Source organism: Polaribacter sp. Hel1_85 (assembly GCF_000766795.1).
GTDB lineage: Bacteria > Bacteroidota > Bacteroidia > Flavobacteriales > Flavobacteriaceae > Polaribacter.
Genome location: NZ_JPDS01000002.1, coordinates 850,315 through 865,244, shown reverse-complemented (window position 1 = coordinate 865,244; position 14,930 = coordinate 850,315). Strand labels below are relative to the sequence as shown.

Annotated in this window: 12 protein-coding genes; 6 read left to right on the top strand and 6 right to left on the bottom strand. The window is 28.9% G+C overall.

The window, feature by feature from the left end:
* Positions 1-47: 47 nt before the first annotated feature.
* From PHEL85_RS10830 to PHEL85_RS10820, 3 genes are all read left to right on the top strand, one after another.
* Positions 48-581 (top strand): RNA methyltransferase, encoded by a 534-nt coding sequence (locus PHEL85_RS10830; RefSeq protein ID WP_036824942.1) that lies wholly within the window; start codon positions 48-50, stop codon positions 579-581.
* 207 nt (positions 582-788) lie between these two features.
* Positions 789-2,747: a tetratricopeptide repeat-containing sensor histidine kinase gene (locus PHEL85_RS10825; protein ID WP_036824940.1), complete on the top strand. Its 1,959-nt coding sequence runs from the start codon at positions 789-791 to the stop codon at positions 2,745-2,747.
* Positions 2,737-3,414, top strand: coding sequence for a response regulator (locus PHEL85_RS10820; protein WP_036824938.1), 678 nt, complete (start codon positions 2,737-2,739; stop codon positions 3,412-3,414). Before PHEL85_RS10825 ends, PHEL85_RS10820 begins: the two co-directional genes overlap by 11 nt.
* Positions 3,415-3,617: 203 nt before the next feature.
* Here PHEL85_RS10820 and mgtE read toward each other — a convergent pair whose 3' ends face one another.
* Positions 3,618-4,967, bottom strand: a complete 1,350-nt coding sequence (mgtE, locus tag PHEL85_RS10815; protein ID WP_036824937.1) for a magnesium transporter — start codon at positions 4,965-4,967, stop codon at positions 3,618-3,620.
* Complete coding sequence (gene rsmA, locus PHEL85_RS10810) at positions 4,957-5,760, bottom strand: 16S rRNA (adenine(1518)-N(6)/adenine(1519)-N(6))-dimethyltransferase RsmA (RefSeq protein ID WP_036824935.1); 804 nt, start codon at positions 5,758-5,760, stop codon at positions 4,957-4,959. The genes mgtE and rsmA overlap by 11 nt, the downstream gene beginning before the upstream one ends.
* Before the next feature lie 86 nt (positions 5,761-5,846).
* Here rsmA and PHEL85_RS10805 point away from each other — a divergent pair, with 86 nt between their 5' ends.
* Positions 5,847-6,698 (top strand): hypothetical protein, encoded by an 852-nt coding sequence (locus tag PHEL85_RS10805; RefSeq protein WP_036824933.1) that lies wholly within the window; start codon positions 5,847-5,849, stop codon positions 6,696-6,698.
* Between the two features lie 105 nt (positions 6,699-6,803).
* Here PHEL85_RS10805 and PHEL85_RS10800 read toward each other — a convergent pair whose 3' ends face one another.
* Positions 6,804-7,133, bottom strand: coding sequence for a DUF4286 family protein (locus PHEL85_RS10800; protein WP_036824931.1), 330 nt, complete (start codon positions 7,131-7,133; stop codon positions 6,804-6,806).
* A gap of 45 nt (positions 7,134-7,178) precedes the next feature.
* The gene (locus PHEL85_RS10795) at positions 7,179-8,879 is read right to left on the bottom strand and encodes a tetratricopeptide repeat protein (protein WP_235318266.1); all 1,701 of its coding nucleotides are present in this window, start codon (positions 8,877-8,879) and stop codon (positions 7,179-7,181) included.
* Positions 8,880-9,073: 194 nt separating this feature from the next.
* Here PHEL85_RS10795 and PHEL85_RS17980 point away from each other — a divergent pair, with 194 nt between their 5' ends.
* Positions 9,074-9,217, top strand: coding sequence for a hypothetical protein (locus tag PHEL85_RS17980; RefSeq protein ID WP_200882349.1), 144 nt, complete (start codon positions 9,074-9,076; stop codon positions 9,215-9,217).
* 124 nt (positions 9,218-9,341) lie between these two features.
* Here PHEL85_RS17980 and serS read toward each other — a convergent pair whose 3' ends face one another.
* Positions 9,342-10,616: a serine--tRNA ligase gene (serS, locus tag PHEL85_RS10790; protein ID WP_036824927.1), complete on the bottom strand. Its 1,275-nt coding sequence runs from the start codon at positions 10,614-10,616 to the stop codon at positions 9,342-9,344.
* Positions 10,617-10,925: 309 nt separating this feature from the next.
* A complete protein-coding gene (locus PHEL85_RS10785; RefSeq protein WP_036824924.1) occupies positions 10,926-11,858 on the bottom strand; it encodes a bifunctional riboflavin kinase/FAD synthetase in 933 nt (310 codons plus the stop codon).
* A 194-nt stretch (positions 11,859-12,052) separates the two neighbouring features.
* Between PHEL85_RS10785 and PHEL85_RS10780 the strand changes: the two genes are divergently transcribed.
* Complete coding sequence (locus PHEL85_RS10780; RefSeq protein ID WP_036824923.1) at positions 12,053-14,926, top strand: TonB-dependent receptor; 2,874 nt, start codon at positions 12,053-12,055, stop codon at positions 14,924-14,926.
* The last annotated feature ends 4 nt before the right edge of the window (positions 14,927-14,930 follow it).

Below are 14,930 nucleotides of genomic sequence, written 5' to 3'. Positions count from 1 at the left end.
TTTAATTTATACATTATTTTTGTTAAGATTTGACAAAGAAATTTTTTATGAGAAAATTAAAAAATAACGAGTTAGGTAGAATTTCGGTTGATGAATTTAAAACCGTTAAAAAAACACCAATAATTGTAGTTTTAGACAACATTAGAAGTTTAAATAATATTGGTTCTGTTTTTAGAACTTCGGATGCTTTTCTAATTGAAAAAATATACTTGTGTGGTATTTGTGCAACTCCGCCAAATAAAGACATTCATAAAACCGCTTTAGGCGCAACTGAATCTGTTGCTTGGGAATATGTAGGAGATACGCTAACGCTTATTCAAAAATTGAAAGATTCAAATATTAAAGTACTTGCGATTGAACAAGCAGAAAATTCAACAAAACTCGATACTTTTTATCCTACGAAAGGAGAAAAATATGCAATAGTAATGGGTAATGAAGTAAAAGGTGTACAACAAGAAGTTGTAAGTGCTGCTGATGTATGTGTTGAAATTCCACAATTAGGCACCAAACATTCTTTAAATATTTCTGTAACTACAGGAGTTGTTTTGTGGGATTTATTTCAAAAAATAAACAAATTATAGTTGATTTTTAATACTAAAATCTTATTTTTAGGTTGTTAAACAAAAAAGCATGTAAAAATGAATTTACAAGAAAACAATTTAGAAGAATTAGCAATGAATTTAAGTCCTGGAGGAGAAGGAGGAAATGGAGAAGATGGAGAAGATGGAGAAGAAAAATAGTGAAATTTAACACTAATACCTTGATGAAAATCAAGGTATTTTACTTTTATGTATAAAAAAATAATTTTTATTACTTTATTTATTAATTTTTCTATTTTTTCTCAAAACAAAGATTTTGAAAAAAAACCAGATTCTATTAATGTATTACTAAAAAAATACAAAGAGACCAATAATTCTATACTGCCTAAAAGAGCTTTTTTTTTAGCAGAAAAAACCCAAATAGATTCTTTAATTAGAAAAACATATATAGATTTTGGCTTAAAGAGTTATTATAATAAAGACCTTAACAACTTGTCTTTAAGTAATCAAAAATTATTAAACTTATATTCAAAAAATAAAGATTCTATTGCTTTAGCAAAACATTATCACTACAAAGCGTTATTTTATCGTATCCAATATAAAACTGACAGTCTTTTTTATTATTACCATAAATCTAAAAACATTTCTATTCTTCTAAAAGATTCTTTATCTGTAGCAAGAAGACTACTTTCTATGGCTAGAATTCAAGAAAGGGAAAGGGATTATCTAGGAAGTGAAATATCTACTATAGAAGGGTTACTTTATATTGAACCATTAAATGAAAAAGTTTATACTTTATATTTATATAATAATTTAGGACTCGTTTTAAGTGAGTTAGGAAGACAAAAAGAAGCTAGAAAAAACTATTTAAAATGTTTTGAAATAAATAAATCTAATTTAAATAAGAAAGTTAAAGAAATATCAAATCTTGATTATTATACTAATGCAGGGTTATCTTATTTTAGAGAGAATAATCATAGAGAAGCAATTGCATTTTATAAAAAAGGGTTAGCGTTTGATAGTTTAGAATATAAGTACCCGATTAGATATCAATCATTACTCGAAAACTTAGCCTCTAGTAATTATAAGTTAGGAAAACATAAAGAAGCATTAAAAGGTTATAAAACAGCATTAAGCTCTAGAGAGAAACATAATTACTTATATGAACAAAGTATCTCACATACAATTTTAGCAGGTTATTATTTTAAAGAAAGAGAGACACAAAAAGCAATTTTTCATTCAAAAAAAGGAATAAAACTAGCAAAACAGACCAATAATAGTAACAGAACTTTAATAAATTTGAATTTATTATCACAACTTATTAAAGGAGAAAAAGGAAGGCAATATTTACAAGAATATATTCAATTAAATGATAGTTTATACAAAAGAGAACGAACTCTAAAAAATCAGTTTGCAAAAATTAGATACGAAACAGAAAAGAAGGACAAAGAAAACGCAGGTTTAAAGGAAGAGAACACCCAAAAGCAATTGCTTTTAGAAAGTGAAAAACAACAAAAAACAATTGGGTGGCTTATAGCAGGAACAAGTATTTTGTTTATTGGTTTTGGTGCAAATGTTGTTTCTAGTAGAAGAAAAAAGATCCTTTTTGAAGCGAAGTTACAACAAATTGAGGCACGTGAAAAAGAGCGTCAGCAAATTGCAAAATCTTTACATGATGAGGTTGCAGGAGATATACGAATGCTACATTTAAAATTAGCAAAAACCAACCAAACAGAAGAAGCAAAAAGCTTAGATGTTATCAAAGAAAATGTAAGGAATTTATCACATCAATTAAGTAGTGAGAGCTTTGATAAAGTGTCTTTTAAAGATCAGATAATTAATTTAATATCAGACTTTTTTGAAATCGATTTTAGAATTAAAGCAGAGAAAATAGACACTGTAGATTGGCAAAATATTAATAATGCTATTAAAAGAACCTTGTTTTTAACAATAAGAGAAAGTATTCAGAATGCTAAAAAACATGCAGCTGCAAAAAATATTATTTTAAGTTTTAGTGAAACAAAAAATGCAGTTTTTTTAACAATTTCTGATAACGGAAAAGGTTTTAATGTTGCTGATAAGAAAACTGGAATTGGGTTAAAAAATATGAAAGAGAGAATAGAAGAGATTAATGGTGTTTTTTCTATTAAAAGTGAGTTAGAAAAAGGAACAAATATTGATATAGAAATCCCTAAACATGGAAAATAAAATAAGAATTTTAATTGCTGATGATCATCAACTTGTTATACAAGGCATCGTTTGTTCTTTAAAAGAAGTTGGCGATTTTGATGTGGTAACCACTAATAATTGCGATGACGCTTTTCAGTTGATAAAAAGCAATCAGAATACAAATCCGTTTCAACTTTTATTTACAGATTTAAGTTTTGATAATACTACTGAAGACGCTCTTTTAGATGGAGGAGAAGAATTGATTAAAGCTATCAAAAACAATGATATTAATATTAAAATAGGTGTAATAACAGGCCACACAGAAACCAACAGGGTTTATAATGTTATCAGTAATTTAAATCCTAATGCTTATTTATTAAAAAGTAAATGTGATGCTACAGAAATAGGTTTTGCTATTCAAAAAATGTTAGTAAATGATTACTATTACACGCATGAAATTCATCAAAAAATAATGCGTAGAAACATCATTCAAATTCAAATGGACGATGTAGCTATACAAATACTAAAAGAGCTTCCAAATCACCCTAAAATAGCCAATTTAGAAGGTGTTATTAAAAAGGGAGATGGTTCTTTTTTAAAACTTCGTTCTATAGAAACAAAATTAGGTAATTTAAGGTCCGATTTAAACGCAAATAATAATACAGATTTAGTTTTAAAGGCTAAAGAACTTGGTATTATTGATTAATTTTCACTTTTGCGGAAATCCACATTTTAGTCTGCGGTTTTTCTCATTCTTAGTTTTCTAATCTAATGTACTTTTGACGTGTAGTTGTTTAACCAAACAAATACAATTTGAAAAAGGGATCAATTGCAGATATGAGATTAGGGGCTTATATCTAAAATTAAGAAAAAGAGAAAAAGACCTTTCTGAGAAATCGGAAAGGTTTTTTATATGCCTAAAATCATTTTTGCAATCATAAAATAAATTAAGATTCCAAAAATATCGTTAGAAGTTGTAATAAAAGGTCCTGTTGCTATTGCTGGATCGATACCTCTTTTGTTTAAAAATAAAGGCACAAAAGTACCTATTAAACCCGCTACAATAATTACAATTACTAAAGATACAGAAATAGCTAAAGCAAGATTCATTTTACCTTGATAAGCCCAAACAAAAAGAAATAGAAAAAGGGCTAAAATAACACCATTTAAAGCCGCTAAAAGCATTTCTTTAAAAAGTCTACTATTTATACTTCCTTTTACATCATCATTTGCTAAACCTTGCACAATAATTGCAGAAGACTGTACACCAACATTACCTGCCATTGCTGCAATTAGTGGGGTAAAGAAAAATAAAGCTGCATATTTTGCAAATACTCCATGAAAGCCTTCCATAATTAAAAAAGCACCAACACCACCAATTAATCCTAAAAACAACCAAGGTAAACGTGCTTTAGTTAAATCTAAAATACTATCATCAGAATCTACATCTTGTGTTAAACCAGCTGCCAATTGATAATCTTTATCAGCTTCTTCTTTTAAAACATCTACAATATCATCAATAGTAATTCTACCCAATAAAACATTGTTGTCGTCTACAACAGGAATTGCTTCTAAATCATATTTTGCCATAATTTTAGCAACTTCTTCATCGTCTTCATTTATGTTTACAGAATCTACTTGATCTATATATATTTCTGATATTTTTTGATCGGATTTGGCAATAATTAAATCTTTTAAAGAAAGTCTACCAATTAATTTTTCTTCTTTATCTACTACGTAAATAGAATGAACTCTGGTTACATCTTTTGCTTGTCCTCTAATTCTACGCATACAACCAGCAACTGTCCATGTTTCATAGACTTTTACTAATTCTTTTGCCATTAAAGCACCTGCAGTTTCTTCTTCGTAAGAAAGTAATTCTTTAATATCTGCAGCTAATTCTTGATCTTCTAAAGCAGAAATTACCCGTTCTTGTCTTTCTTCTGATAATTCTCCTATAATATCTGCAGCATCATCAGAATCCATTTCTTCAACTTCTTCTGCAATTTCTTTTGCAGATAAGTTTTCTAAAATTTTCTCACGAATATCTTCGTCTAATTCCATAAGGATTTCAGACGTTTTCTCACTATCTAAAAGTTTGATAATGTAGATTGCTTCATCAAAGTTTACCTCGTCTAAAACCTCTGCAATATCTGCATAATGGACTTCTTTAAATAAGGAAGAAATTACCTTATCATCATTAGATTTTATAACATCAGATAGTTGTTCTAGAAATTCTTCTGTGATTTCAAATGACATTTTCTGCTAGTTTTTTTGTTAATTCTATAAAATCATTTACAGATAACTGTTCTGGTCTTTTGGTAAAGATAAGTTCTTCTTTTAAAGAATCCGAAAGTTTGAATGATTTTAAACTAGAACGTAACATTTTTCTTCTTTGATTAAAAGCCGTTTTTACCACTCTAAAAAATAATTTTTCATCTACAGGAAGTGAAAAATCTTTTTTTCTGATCAATCTAATCACTCCAGAATCTACTTTTGGTGGTGGATTAAAAACAGTTGGTGGTACTGTAAATAAGTATTCTACATCAAAAAAAGCTTGCGTTAAAACAGATAGAATTCCATAGACTTTACTTCCTTCTTTTTCTGCGATTCTTTTTGCCACTTCTTTTTGAAACATTCCAGCAAATTCAGGCACATATTCTCTATTTTCTATCGCTTTAAAAACAATTTGAGTAGAAATATTATATGGAAAATTACCAATAATAGCTACCTGTTTTTTATTGAAAATATCTTGAATATTTTTCTTTAAAAAATCACCTTCAATAATTTCAAAATGTTCTTTTGATGTGTCTAGTTTAATATGTTCTAAAGGAAAAGTATCATGCAAATAGGCAACAGATTCTCTGTCTAATTCCATAACAGTTACTTTTGCTTTTTTCGGTAATAAATACTTAGTTAAAACACCCATTCCAGGACCAATTTCTAACACATCATCATATCCATTTTCAGTTAAAGCATCTGCAATATCCTTTGCAATACTTTCATCCGTTAAAAAATGCTGACCTAAATGTTTTTTTGCTTTTACAGACACAATTATAAGTTTTATGCTTCAAAAACAAAAGTACAGCTAAAAATCGGCATAATATTTGATTTGTTCTGAGTTTTAAAACCAAACTAATGCAAAGAAAATTATTAGTTCTTGCTGCCTTTTTAGCAATTAATATCAATACTTTCTCACAAGAAGGTAAGTTAGAAAAAGGAAAAGAAAGCTTAAAATCTACTTCATCACTAAGTTCTTCAGGCTCTTCATCAACATCAAAATCTTCATCAACATCAAAAAAATCCAAAAAAGGAAGTAATAAATCTTTTTTTGGTTCCTTTTTTGGAGAAATTTTTATAAAACTATTTGCTTACACGGCTTATGGAATTGCAATAGAATCTCCATTTGAAACCGACGGAAGAATGCATGATGCAGAAATTGCTCATTATCCGTATGAAAAATCGTATCAAGGTAATTTTATTTATACTGATTCAATAAATTATAATATTACAAGATTTGATATTACAAACAACTTTGTTATTGAAAACAGCAATTTGTATGGAAACAATTTTGATGTAGACTTTCGTTTTCTAAAGCGTTTTAGTTTAGATGTTAGTTATTTATATTTAAAAGAAAATATAGCGATTAAAAAGGATAATTTTTCTCTGTATTCAGCTCTTTTAAAATATCATAGAATAAGAACTCAGAAATTTGATACATGGTTTGCTTTAGGAATTATGCATGTTGGGAATGATGTAAATAAATCTGGTTTTGGATTGGGTTTAGGAGCAAACTGGTTTATTAAAAAACCAGTGAGTTTACACTTTTCTCATAAATGGACATCCATAAATAATAGTGAAGTAAACAATACAAAAATGCTATTAAAATATCATTTAAAAAATTATCATATTTCTTCTGGTTATGAGCATTTTAAAATTGGCGTTACTAAAATTGATGCTTTTTCTATTGGTGTTGGTGTAAGTTTATAATTTTTAACTATTTATATAAAAACTATAACTAGAATAAGTAGTTTAATATTATTTTTTGACCAAAATGAATAGCGATTGGATTCCTGCTTTTGCAGGAATGATAAATTAATTACTAGTATTTGTAGGATAAAACTCTTTTATAACCTTTAACTCAGTTCTAAAAGTTAACATTTTATCACTAAATTTTTTAAGACTTTCACTACGCAATTTATCTGCATCATTTGTATAATAATCTTCTAAATCTTCTTTGGTATTTGCTGTGTATTGTACAGAATAAGTTCTTCCTCCCATTTCTTCTTCTACTAAAACTTCTGTTAGTTTTGCAGATAAAAATTTACCAGTATTTAGCACATCTAAAATGTGTGTTTCCATCCAAGTTATCCATTCTAAATGAACACTTTCATCAATATTTATAGTTACGTTGTATATGTACATTTTTTCAATTTATGAGTGTTGAGTTGTAAGTTTCGAGTTTAAAACCTAAATAGTATCACCCCTTATTTTACGATATTTTTTTCTGGCATCTACTAAGTAAATACTAGAAGAAAAGTCAAAAATAATCTTTTGATAGTATTCTGAAGCTTTTTCGAGATTATTTAAATGATTTTTGTACAATTCTGCCAATTCGTAATAAGCATCATCAATTAAAATACCTTCAGGATTTAGAGATATTACTTTTTCAAAATTTGTAATTGCAGCTTCAAACTGATTTAGCTTAATAAATAATTTTGCTTGTTTAAAAAGTGCTTCATCTTCTATTGGTTGTCCTTTAAAATCTTTGTTGATAATATTTAAAGTATCAATTGCTTGTTGTGTTTTATTCTGAAAAGCTAATAATTCTGCTTTTGAATATTCTTTTAATCCAGAAGGAATAGAATCTACTGGTTCATTATCTGTAATGATTAAGAAGAGTTCTAAAGCATCATTGGCAATTAATTGTGTTGTAGAGCTTTTTAACACTTTTAATTGAGCTTTTGCCCAAGTAAAATCTCTTTTAAAATAACTTGTTTGCGCCACTTTAAAACGAGCTTGTTGTGCTAATTCGTGATTTTTAAGTTGTGTCTGAATTTGAGAAAAATAAATTAATGCTTTGTTATATTTTCCTGTAAAAACTAAAATATCTCCTAGTTTTAGTTTGATTCTTGCTTTGTCAAATTTAGAGTTTGAAAAGTTTAAAGCATTTTCTAAAATCTCTTTTGCTTCCTCTGGTTTGTTTTGTTGAAATGTTAAGAAATCTGCATATTCAACTTGTAACTTTAAGGTTAAAGCATTTTTTCCAAATTGATTAAAAAGCGATTGAAATAATTTTTCTGTTTCTGGGTTTTTAGTAGCAACAGCTATTTTTGTGATGTATAAAAAGCCATCAACTTTTTCTTCGTTTGATGATGATTTTTGAGTGATAAAATCAAAACAGTCTTTTGCAGAATCATAATCTTTATTCTCAAAAGCTATTTTTCCTAGACTAAAAATTGCAGATAAATCACTTGGGTTTCTTTGGTATAATGCTTTTTGTTGAATTAAAGATTTTCCATAGTCTTTTTGCTGTGTAAACAACCAACTTAATAAAACATTCCATACATCTTTTGGGTTACTTGCAGATTTTCGTAAAAGCGTTTTTCTAAATAATATATTGGCTTCGTTTTCAGAATCGTCAGTTATATATTTACTGGTATATCTTTGTACAAGACCTAAGTACTTCTCAGTTTTATCAACCATATTGATATAGGATTCAAACATTTTTTTGAAGTCACCTTTTTCGCCATAAATCTGTGCAATCTGAAAACTATAATCGGCATTTTCATTTTTTGCCATTACTTTTTCATAAGCTAAAACTGCGTTGTCTAAATGGTTATAATCTTTAAATACACGACCTATAATTCCTCCATAAGAAGCGTTTTTATCAATTGAATTTAAGGCAAAATCATAATTTTTTTTGGCCAATTCCTTTAACTGCTGTCGTTCGTAATTATATCCTAAATACACATATAAAAAACCTTGTTGAGGATTTTTTTTGATTTTTAATTTTAAAATTTTTTCTGCTTCTAAAAATTGATTTGTTTCTTGATAGCAAGAAATTAATCGACTTAAGTACGAAGTGTTAAATGGGCTTTTAGAATATAGTTTTTTAAAAACCTGAGTTGCTTTTTCATACTCACCTTCTCTATAATAACTTTCTCCCAACAAATAATCATTTTGAGAGAAGCTAACGCTAGTTATAGTTAATAAAATAAGAAAAAAAAGATTTTTCATATAAATCAAAGATAGGTAAGAAATATGTTAAAATTTTATTAAAGCAAGCAATTATCAGGAGTTCTTTGTAACATTTTGGCACGGAACTTGTCTATAGTATATATAACCAATCAAATTTTAAGATTATGAATACTTTTTCAAAACAATACGAAACAGCAAAAAACAACTCAAAAGAGTTTATGAAAAACGGACAAATTAGTGCTTATTTTAATGCACTTTTAGAAATGAATAAATATAAAAGATTAATGATTGCTGTAGTTGCAAACTAAGTTTAGTTTTTCAGTTTTCAGTAACAGTTTACAGTCAAAAAAACTGATTTTAAAAAGTTTTTAGTTTCTGTTTTCATTCAGATAAGAAACTGCTAACTGCAACTGAATACTGCTCACTCAAAAACTAATTAATAATTCTAAACCCTGTATAAGGCACTAAAGCTTCAGGAACCACAATTCCTTCTGCTGTTTGATAATTTTCCAAAATTCCAGCCAAAACACGAGGCAAAGCCAAAGAGCTTCCGTTTAACGTGTGTGCTAATTCGCTTTTTCCTTCCTTATTTTTAAAACGAAGTTTTAATCTATTTGCTTGAAATGTTTCAAAGTTTGATGCAGAACTAATTTCTAGCCATCTATTTTGCGCTGTAGAAAATAATTCAAAATCGAATGTTAAAGCAGACGTAAAACCTGTATCACCACCACATAAACGTAAAATTCTATAAGGTAATTTTAATTCTCTTAAAATATCTTTTATATGCTCTACCATTCCGTTTAAAGCTTGGTAAGAATTATCTGGATGTTCAACTCGCACAATTTCTACTTTATCAAATTGATGCAATCTGTTTAAACCACGAACATGAGCTCCATAACTACCAGCTTCTCTTCTAAAACAAGGTGTGTAACCTGTATATTTTATTGGAAAATCTGATTCTTGCATTAAATTACCGCGAAACATATTTGTAATTGGCACTTCTGCAGTTGGTATTAAATATAAATCATCTTCTGTACAATGATACATTTGCCCTTCTTTATCTGGCAACTGACCAGTAGCAATACCAGAAGCTTCATTTACCAAATGAGGCACTTGTACTTCTGTATAACCAGCTTTTGTGTTTTTATCTAAAAAATAGTTGATTAAAGCACGTTGCATTCTAGCTCCTTTTCCTTTATAAACAGGGAAACCAGCTCCAGTAATTTTATTTCCTAATTCAAAATCTATAATATCGTATTTTTTTGCCAATTCCCAATGAGGTAATGCATTTTCTCCTAAATCAGGAATCGTTCCTTCGCTAAAAATGTTCTCATTATCTTCTTCAGAAGTTCCTGCTTTTACAGAAGCATGAGGAATATTTGGAATTTGATATAACAAGTTTTGTAACGCATCAGCAAAAACATTAAAACTTTCAGAAAGTTCTTTAGATTTTTCTTTTAACTGAACCGTTTTTTCTTTTAAAAGGTTTGCTTTTTGTACTTCTCCAGATTTGAAGAATCCTCCAATTTCTTTCGACATTTTATTAGATTCTGCTAAGGTATTATCTAACTCAACTTGAGTTTTTCTTCTATTTTCATCAGCAGTTAAAACTTGCTCAATAATAGTTTCAGCATTTGCAAAATTACGTTTTGCCAATCCTTCTAAAACAGTTTCTTTATTGTCTCTAATAAATTGTACTTGTAACATTCTTGTAGAAATTTAGTATTGCAAAGATATAATTTGTGTACTTCTTTTACCACTAAATTATAAATAAAAGTAAGTTGTAAGATTCTAATTATATAGGCACATAAAAATCATATAAAAAAGGAAAACTAAAAATATTTTTTGGGCGTTACCAAAAGGGTCAGGCTTTCACACTCGCTTTTTTTGTAAAAAAACAAAAAAGAGCTCAAACAATTGTCTCAAATGCTAAGCATTCACTATTTCAATAAAAATATTAAAGGATGATTAACCCTTAACGCATATTGCAAAACAAAAAAGGAAGGTATTTAAAATTTAGCCATTATTTTTAATATAATTTCTTGCAGTTTGTTCGTCTTTTTTTAGTTGTTCAATTAAAGCTTCAATGGCACTAAATTTTTCCTCATCACGTAAAAAATATAACAATTCTATGGTAAGGTTTTGATTGTATAAATCTTGATTAAAATCAAAAAAATGAACCTCAATAGTTTGATAACTCCCATCTACAGTTGGTCTGTTTCCAATGTTCATCATTCCAAAAACCTCAGTAGTATTAATAATAGATTTTACAACATAAACACCCGTTTTAGGAATCAGTTTATAAGATTCTTTAATATCTATGTTTGCTGTTGGATATCCAATTTTACCACCTAATTGTTTTCCATTCACAACATTACCCGTTAACATAAAGTTGTAACCCAAATAGTTGTTGGCTGTTTTTAAATTTCCTTCTGATAAAGCACGTCTTATTTTTGTAGAACTTACAGAAACATCATCAATATCTTGAGCAGGAATTTCTTCAACCGTAAAGTCATATAAATGACTATATTCTGTTAATTGCACAATGTTTCCTTCTCTATTTTTACCAAAATGATGATCATAACCAATAATCAATTTAGATATATTTAATTGATTCACCAAAATATCTCTTACAAACTCTAAAGCAGTCATTCTAGAAAACTCTTTGCTAAAAGGATGAATAATTAAGTAATCTAAACCTGTTTTTTTAAGAAGTTCTGCGCGTTCTTCAATCGTATTGATTAATTCTAAAGAATTGTCTTTTTGCAAAACCATTCTTGGGTGAGGAAAAAAAGTAAGTAAAACAGACTTTTTATTTGCTTTTTTAGCTTCTAAAACGAGCTTTTCAATAATTTTTTGATGCCCAAAATGGACACCATCAAAAGTACCAATAGTCACATAAGTTTTTTCTGTAGTAGAAAAATTAGAAATATTTTGAATTGTATTCAAATAAACGTAAATTTAAGTGTCGTACAAATGTACAATAACTTGCCGTTTTTATTAATATCTAACAGAGTAGTTTTAATACCTTTTAATTGATGAAAAAATTGCGTTTTTTTATTAAAATCTTAAAAAAGCAGCCTATTTATTCAATTATTCAAAAAAAATTGTATTTTGCCACAAGTTAACAAATAATTCAAATTATGATAAAAAAGATTTTAATTCTAGCATTTATAGCTTTTAGTAGCGTTGCAATGGTTGCTCAAACCACTGTTTCTGGTACAGTTAAAGATGCAAACACAGGAGAAATTATTCCTGGAGCAAACATTAAGATTTCCAGGAAAGCTTTGGGAACAACTACAGATTTCGATGGAAACTTTGTACTTGTAGTAACAGACAAACCTCCTTTTACTTTGGAAGTTTCTGTTTTGGGGTTTCATACTGAAAAAGTAGAGATTACAAAAAACAATCAGAAGGTTTCAGTTAGTTTAAGAGAGAACGAAACATCTTTAGATGAAATTGTTGTTTCGGCTTCTAGAACTCCAGAACGTGTTATGGAGTCTCCAGTTACCATTGAAAGAATGGATAGTAGAGCTATTAAAAATACTTCTGCTCCTAGTTTTTATGATGGTTTAGAGAATTTAAAAGGAGTTGATGTAAATACTAATAGTTTAACTTTTAAATCTGTAAATACGCGTGGTTTTGCAACTTTTTCTAATACACGTTTTATGCAATTGGTAGATGGAATGGATAATTCTTCTCCAGCATTAAACTTTGCATTGGGTAATTTATTAGGGATGTCTGAGTTAGATGTAAATACTGTAGAATTACTACCAGGTGCATCTTCTGCTTTATATGGAGCAAATGCATTTAACGGAATTATGTTTATGACAAGTAAAAATCCTTTTGATGATCAAGGAATTAGCACTTCTCTTAAAGGAGGTATTACAAGTCAAGATGCTGCAGGAAATAATGAGTATTATGATTTTAATATGAGAATGGCATATGCTTTTTCTGATAAGTTTGCAGCTAAAGTAACATTATCTTATTTAGATGGTACAGAATGGTATGCAACAGATTATAGAAATACTAAAGATGGAGTTTATACTTCTGGAGACAGAAATTCTGACAGAAATTTTGACGGTTTAAATGTATATGGAGATGAGGTTTCTGCAAACCTTAGAAATGTTGCAGAAAAACTTGAAGAATTAGGATTAATTCCTAATGGGGCATCTTCATTGGTTCCAAGTGAAAGTGTTAGTAGAAAGGGGTACGACGAAAGAGATTTAATGTCTTATGAAGCAAAAAGTGTAAAATTTGGAGGTTCTTTAAATTATCGTCCTTGGGGTAATGATCGTTTGGAAATTATATGGAATTCTAAAATAGGTATTGGAAATACCATTTATCAAGGTACAAATAGATACAATATTAAAGACTTTTTTATGGAGCAACATAAATTAGAGTTTAGAGGTAAAAACTTTTTTGTTAGAGGATATATGACTAATGAAGATGCGGGTAATTCTTACGACACTCGTTTTGCTGCTATTAATATTAATAGATCTTGGAAAGATGATGAAACTTGGTTTGGTGAATATGTAGGTGATTATTTAGGAGCAACTTTAGGTGGGGCAACCTCAGAACAAGCACATGCTGCAGGTAGACTAAAAGCAGAAACTGGAAGATTATTACCGGGAACAGCAGGGTTTAAAGCTGCTTTTGATAAAGTAACAACAGATCCAGATTTAGTAACAGGTTCTAAATTTCAAGATCAAACTAAATTATATCATGCAGATGCAAACCTAAATTTACAAGATTATATAGATTGGGCTGAATTTCAAGTAGGAGGTTCTTATAGATTATATTCTTTAAATTCTTTCGGTAATATTTTTACAGATTATGATGGTCCAATTGAATACAATGAATATGGTGTTTATACTCAAATGCAAAAAAAGTTTTTAGAAGATGATCGTTTAAAGTTAACCGCTTCAATTCGTTATGATAAAGCACAAAATTTTGATGGTAACTTCTCTCCTAGAGTATCTTTTGCTTATGCAGGAGGAGAAAATAAAAATCAAAATTTTAGAGCTTCTTTTCAAACAGGATTTAGAAATCCTGATACCCAAAGTCAATACATTGGTTTAAATGCTGGTAGAGCATATTTAGTTGGTTCTGCTCCAGATAATTTAGATAGGTTTAATACTCCTTCTTTAAACGTTAGTGGTACAGGTCAGTTTGTTGCTAATACCTTTGGAACTACACCAATAGGGGCTACTACTTCTGTTTCAGGTAGAATGGCTTATGAAAATGCTTTCTCAGCAGTTTCTGTTCAAGATTTTGCAGCTGGTAAAGTTGCTGCACCCGTTAATGCAAACGTAACTTTAGTTAAACCAGAAAGAGTAACAGCTTTTGAGGTTGGTTATAGAGGCTTAGTGGAAGCTGGAGAACAAAGAGTAACAGTAGATTTAAGTGTGTATTATAATCAATATGAAGACTTTATTGCAAACAAAAATGTTGTTGTTCCTTTTTATGGAGATGTAAATTTAATTGAAAAGGCACCAGTTGGACCTGGAGGCACAGATGTTCCATTAGCGATAGTAGCTTTAGGAAATGATGATTATACAGCCTTTCAAACATACACAAACTCTGCAGCAGATATTAGCTCTTATGGAGCAACAATTGGTTTAGATACTAAGATTCTTAATGGATTTAAATTAGGTTTAAATTATACATTTGCTAAGTTTGATTTTGACCAATCATCCGATCCAGATTTTGAAGCTGGTTTTAATACTCCAGAACATAAAGTAAAATTACAATTTGGTAACTCAAATTTATTTAAAAATTTTGGATTCAATATTAATGCAAGATGGCAAGATAAATACAGATGGGAATCTGCATTCTTAGATGCAACAATTGCTTCTAGAACTGTTTTAGATGCACAAATTAATTATAGAGTTCCTGCTTGGAAATCTATATTTAAATTAGGTGGAGCAAACTTAACAGGTAAAGAATATTTAAGTGCTCCAGGTGTTGGTGCTATTGGTTCTCAATATTACCTTTCTTGGACAATTAATAACTAATATA

What these genes read in the sequence shown, in the direction of transcription:
- PHEL85_RS10830 (WP_036824942.1), top strand. Translation starts at nt 48, where the DNA reads ATGAGAAAATTAAAAAATAACGAGTTAGGTAGAATTTCGGTTGATGAA.
- PHEL85_RS10825 (WP_036824940.1), top strand. Translation starts at nt 789, where the DNA reads ATGTATAAAAAAATAATTTTTATTACTTTATTTATTAATTTTTCTATT.
- PHEL85_RS10820 (WP_036824938.1), top strand. Translation starts at nt 2,737, where the DNA reads ATGGAAAATAAAATAAGAATTTTAATTGCTGATGATCATCAACTTGTT.
- mgtE (WP_036824937.1), bottom strand. Translation starts at nt 4,967, where the DNA reads ATGTCATTTGAAATCACAGAAGAATTTCTAGAACAACTATCTGATGTT.
- PHEL85_RS10805 (WP_036824933.1), top strand. Translation starts at nt 5,847, where the DNA reads ATGCAAAGAAAATTATTAGTTCTTGCTGCCTTTTTAGCAATTAATATC.
- PHEL85_RS10800 (WP_036824931.1), bottom strand. Translation starts at nt 7,133, where the DNA reads ATGTACATATACAACGTAACTATAAATATTGATGAAAGTGTTCATTTA.
- PHEL85_RS17980 (WP_200882349.1), top strand. Translation starts at nt 9,074, where the DNA reads ATGAATACTTTTTCAAAACAATACGAAACAGCAAAAAACAACTCAAAA.
- serS (WP_036824927.1), bottom strand. Translation starts at nt 10,616, where the DNA reads ATGTTACAAGTACAATTTATTAGAGACAATAAAGAAACTGTTTTAGAA.
- PHEL85_RS10780 (WP_036824923.1), top strand. Translation starts at nt 12,053, where the DNA reads ATGATAAAAAAGATTTTAATTCTAGCATTTATAGCTTTTAGTAGCGTT.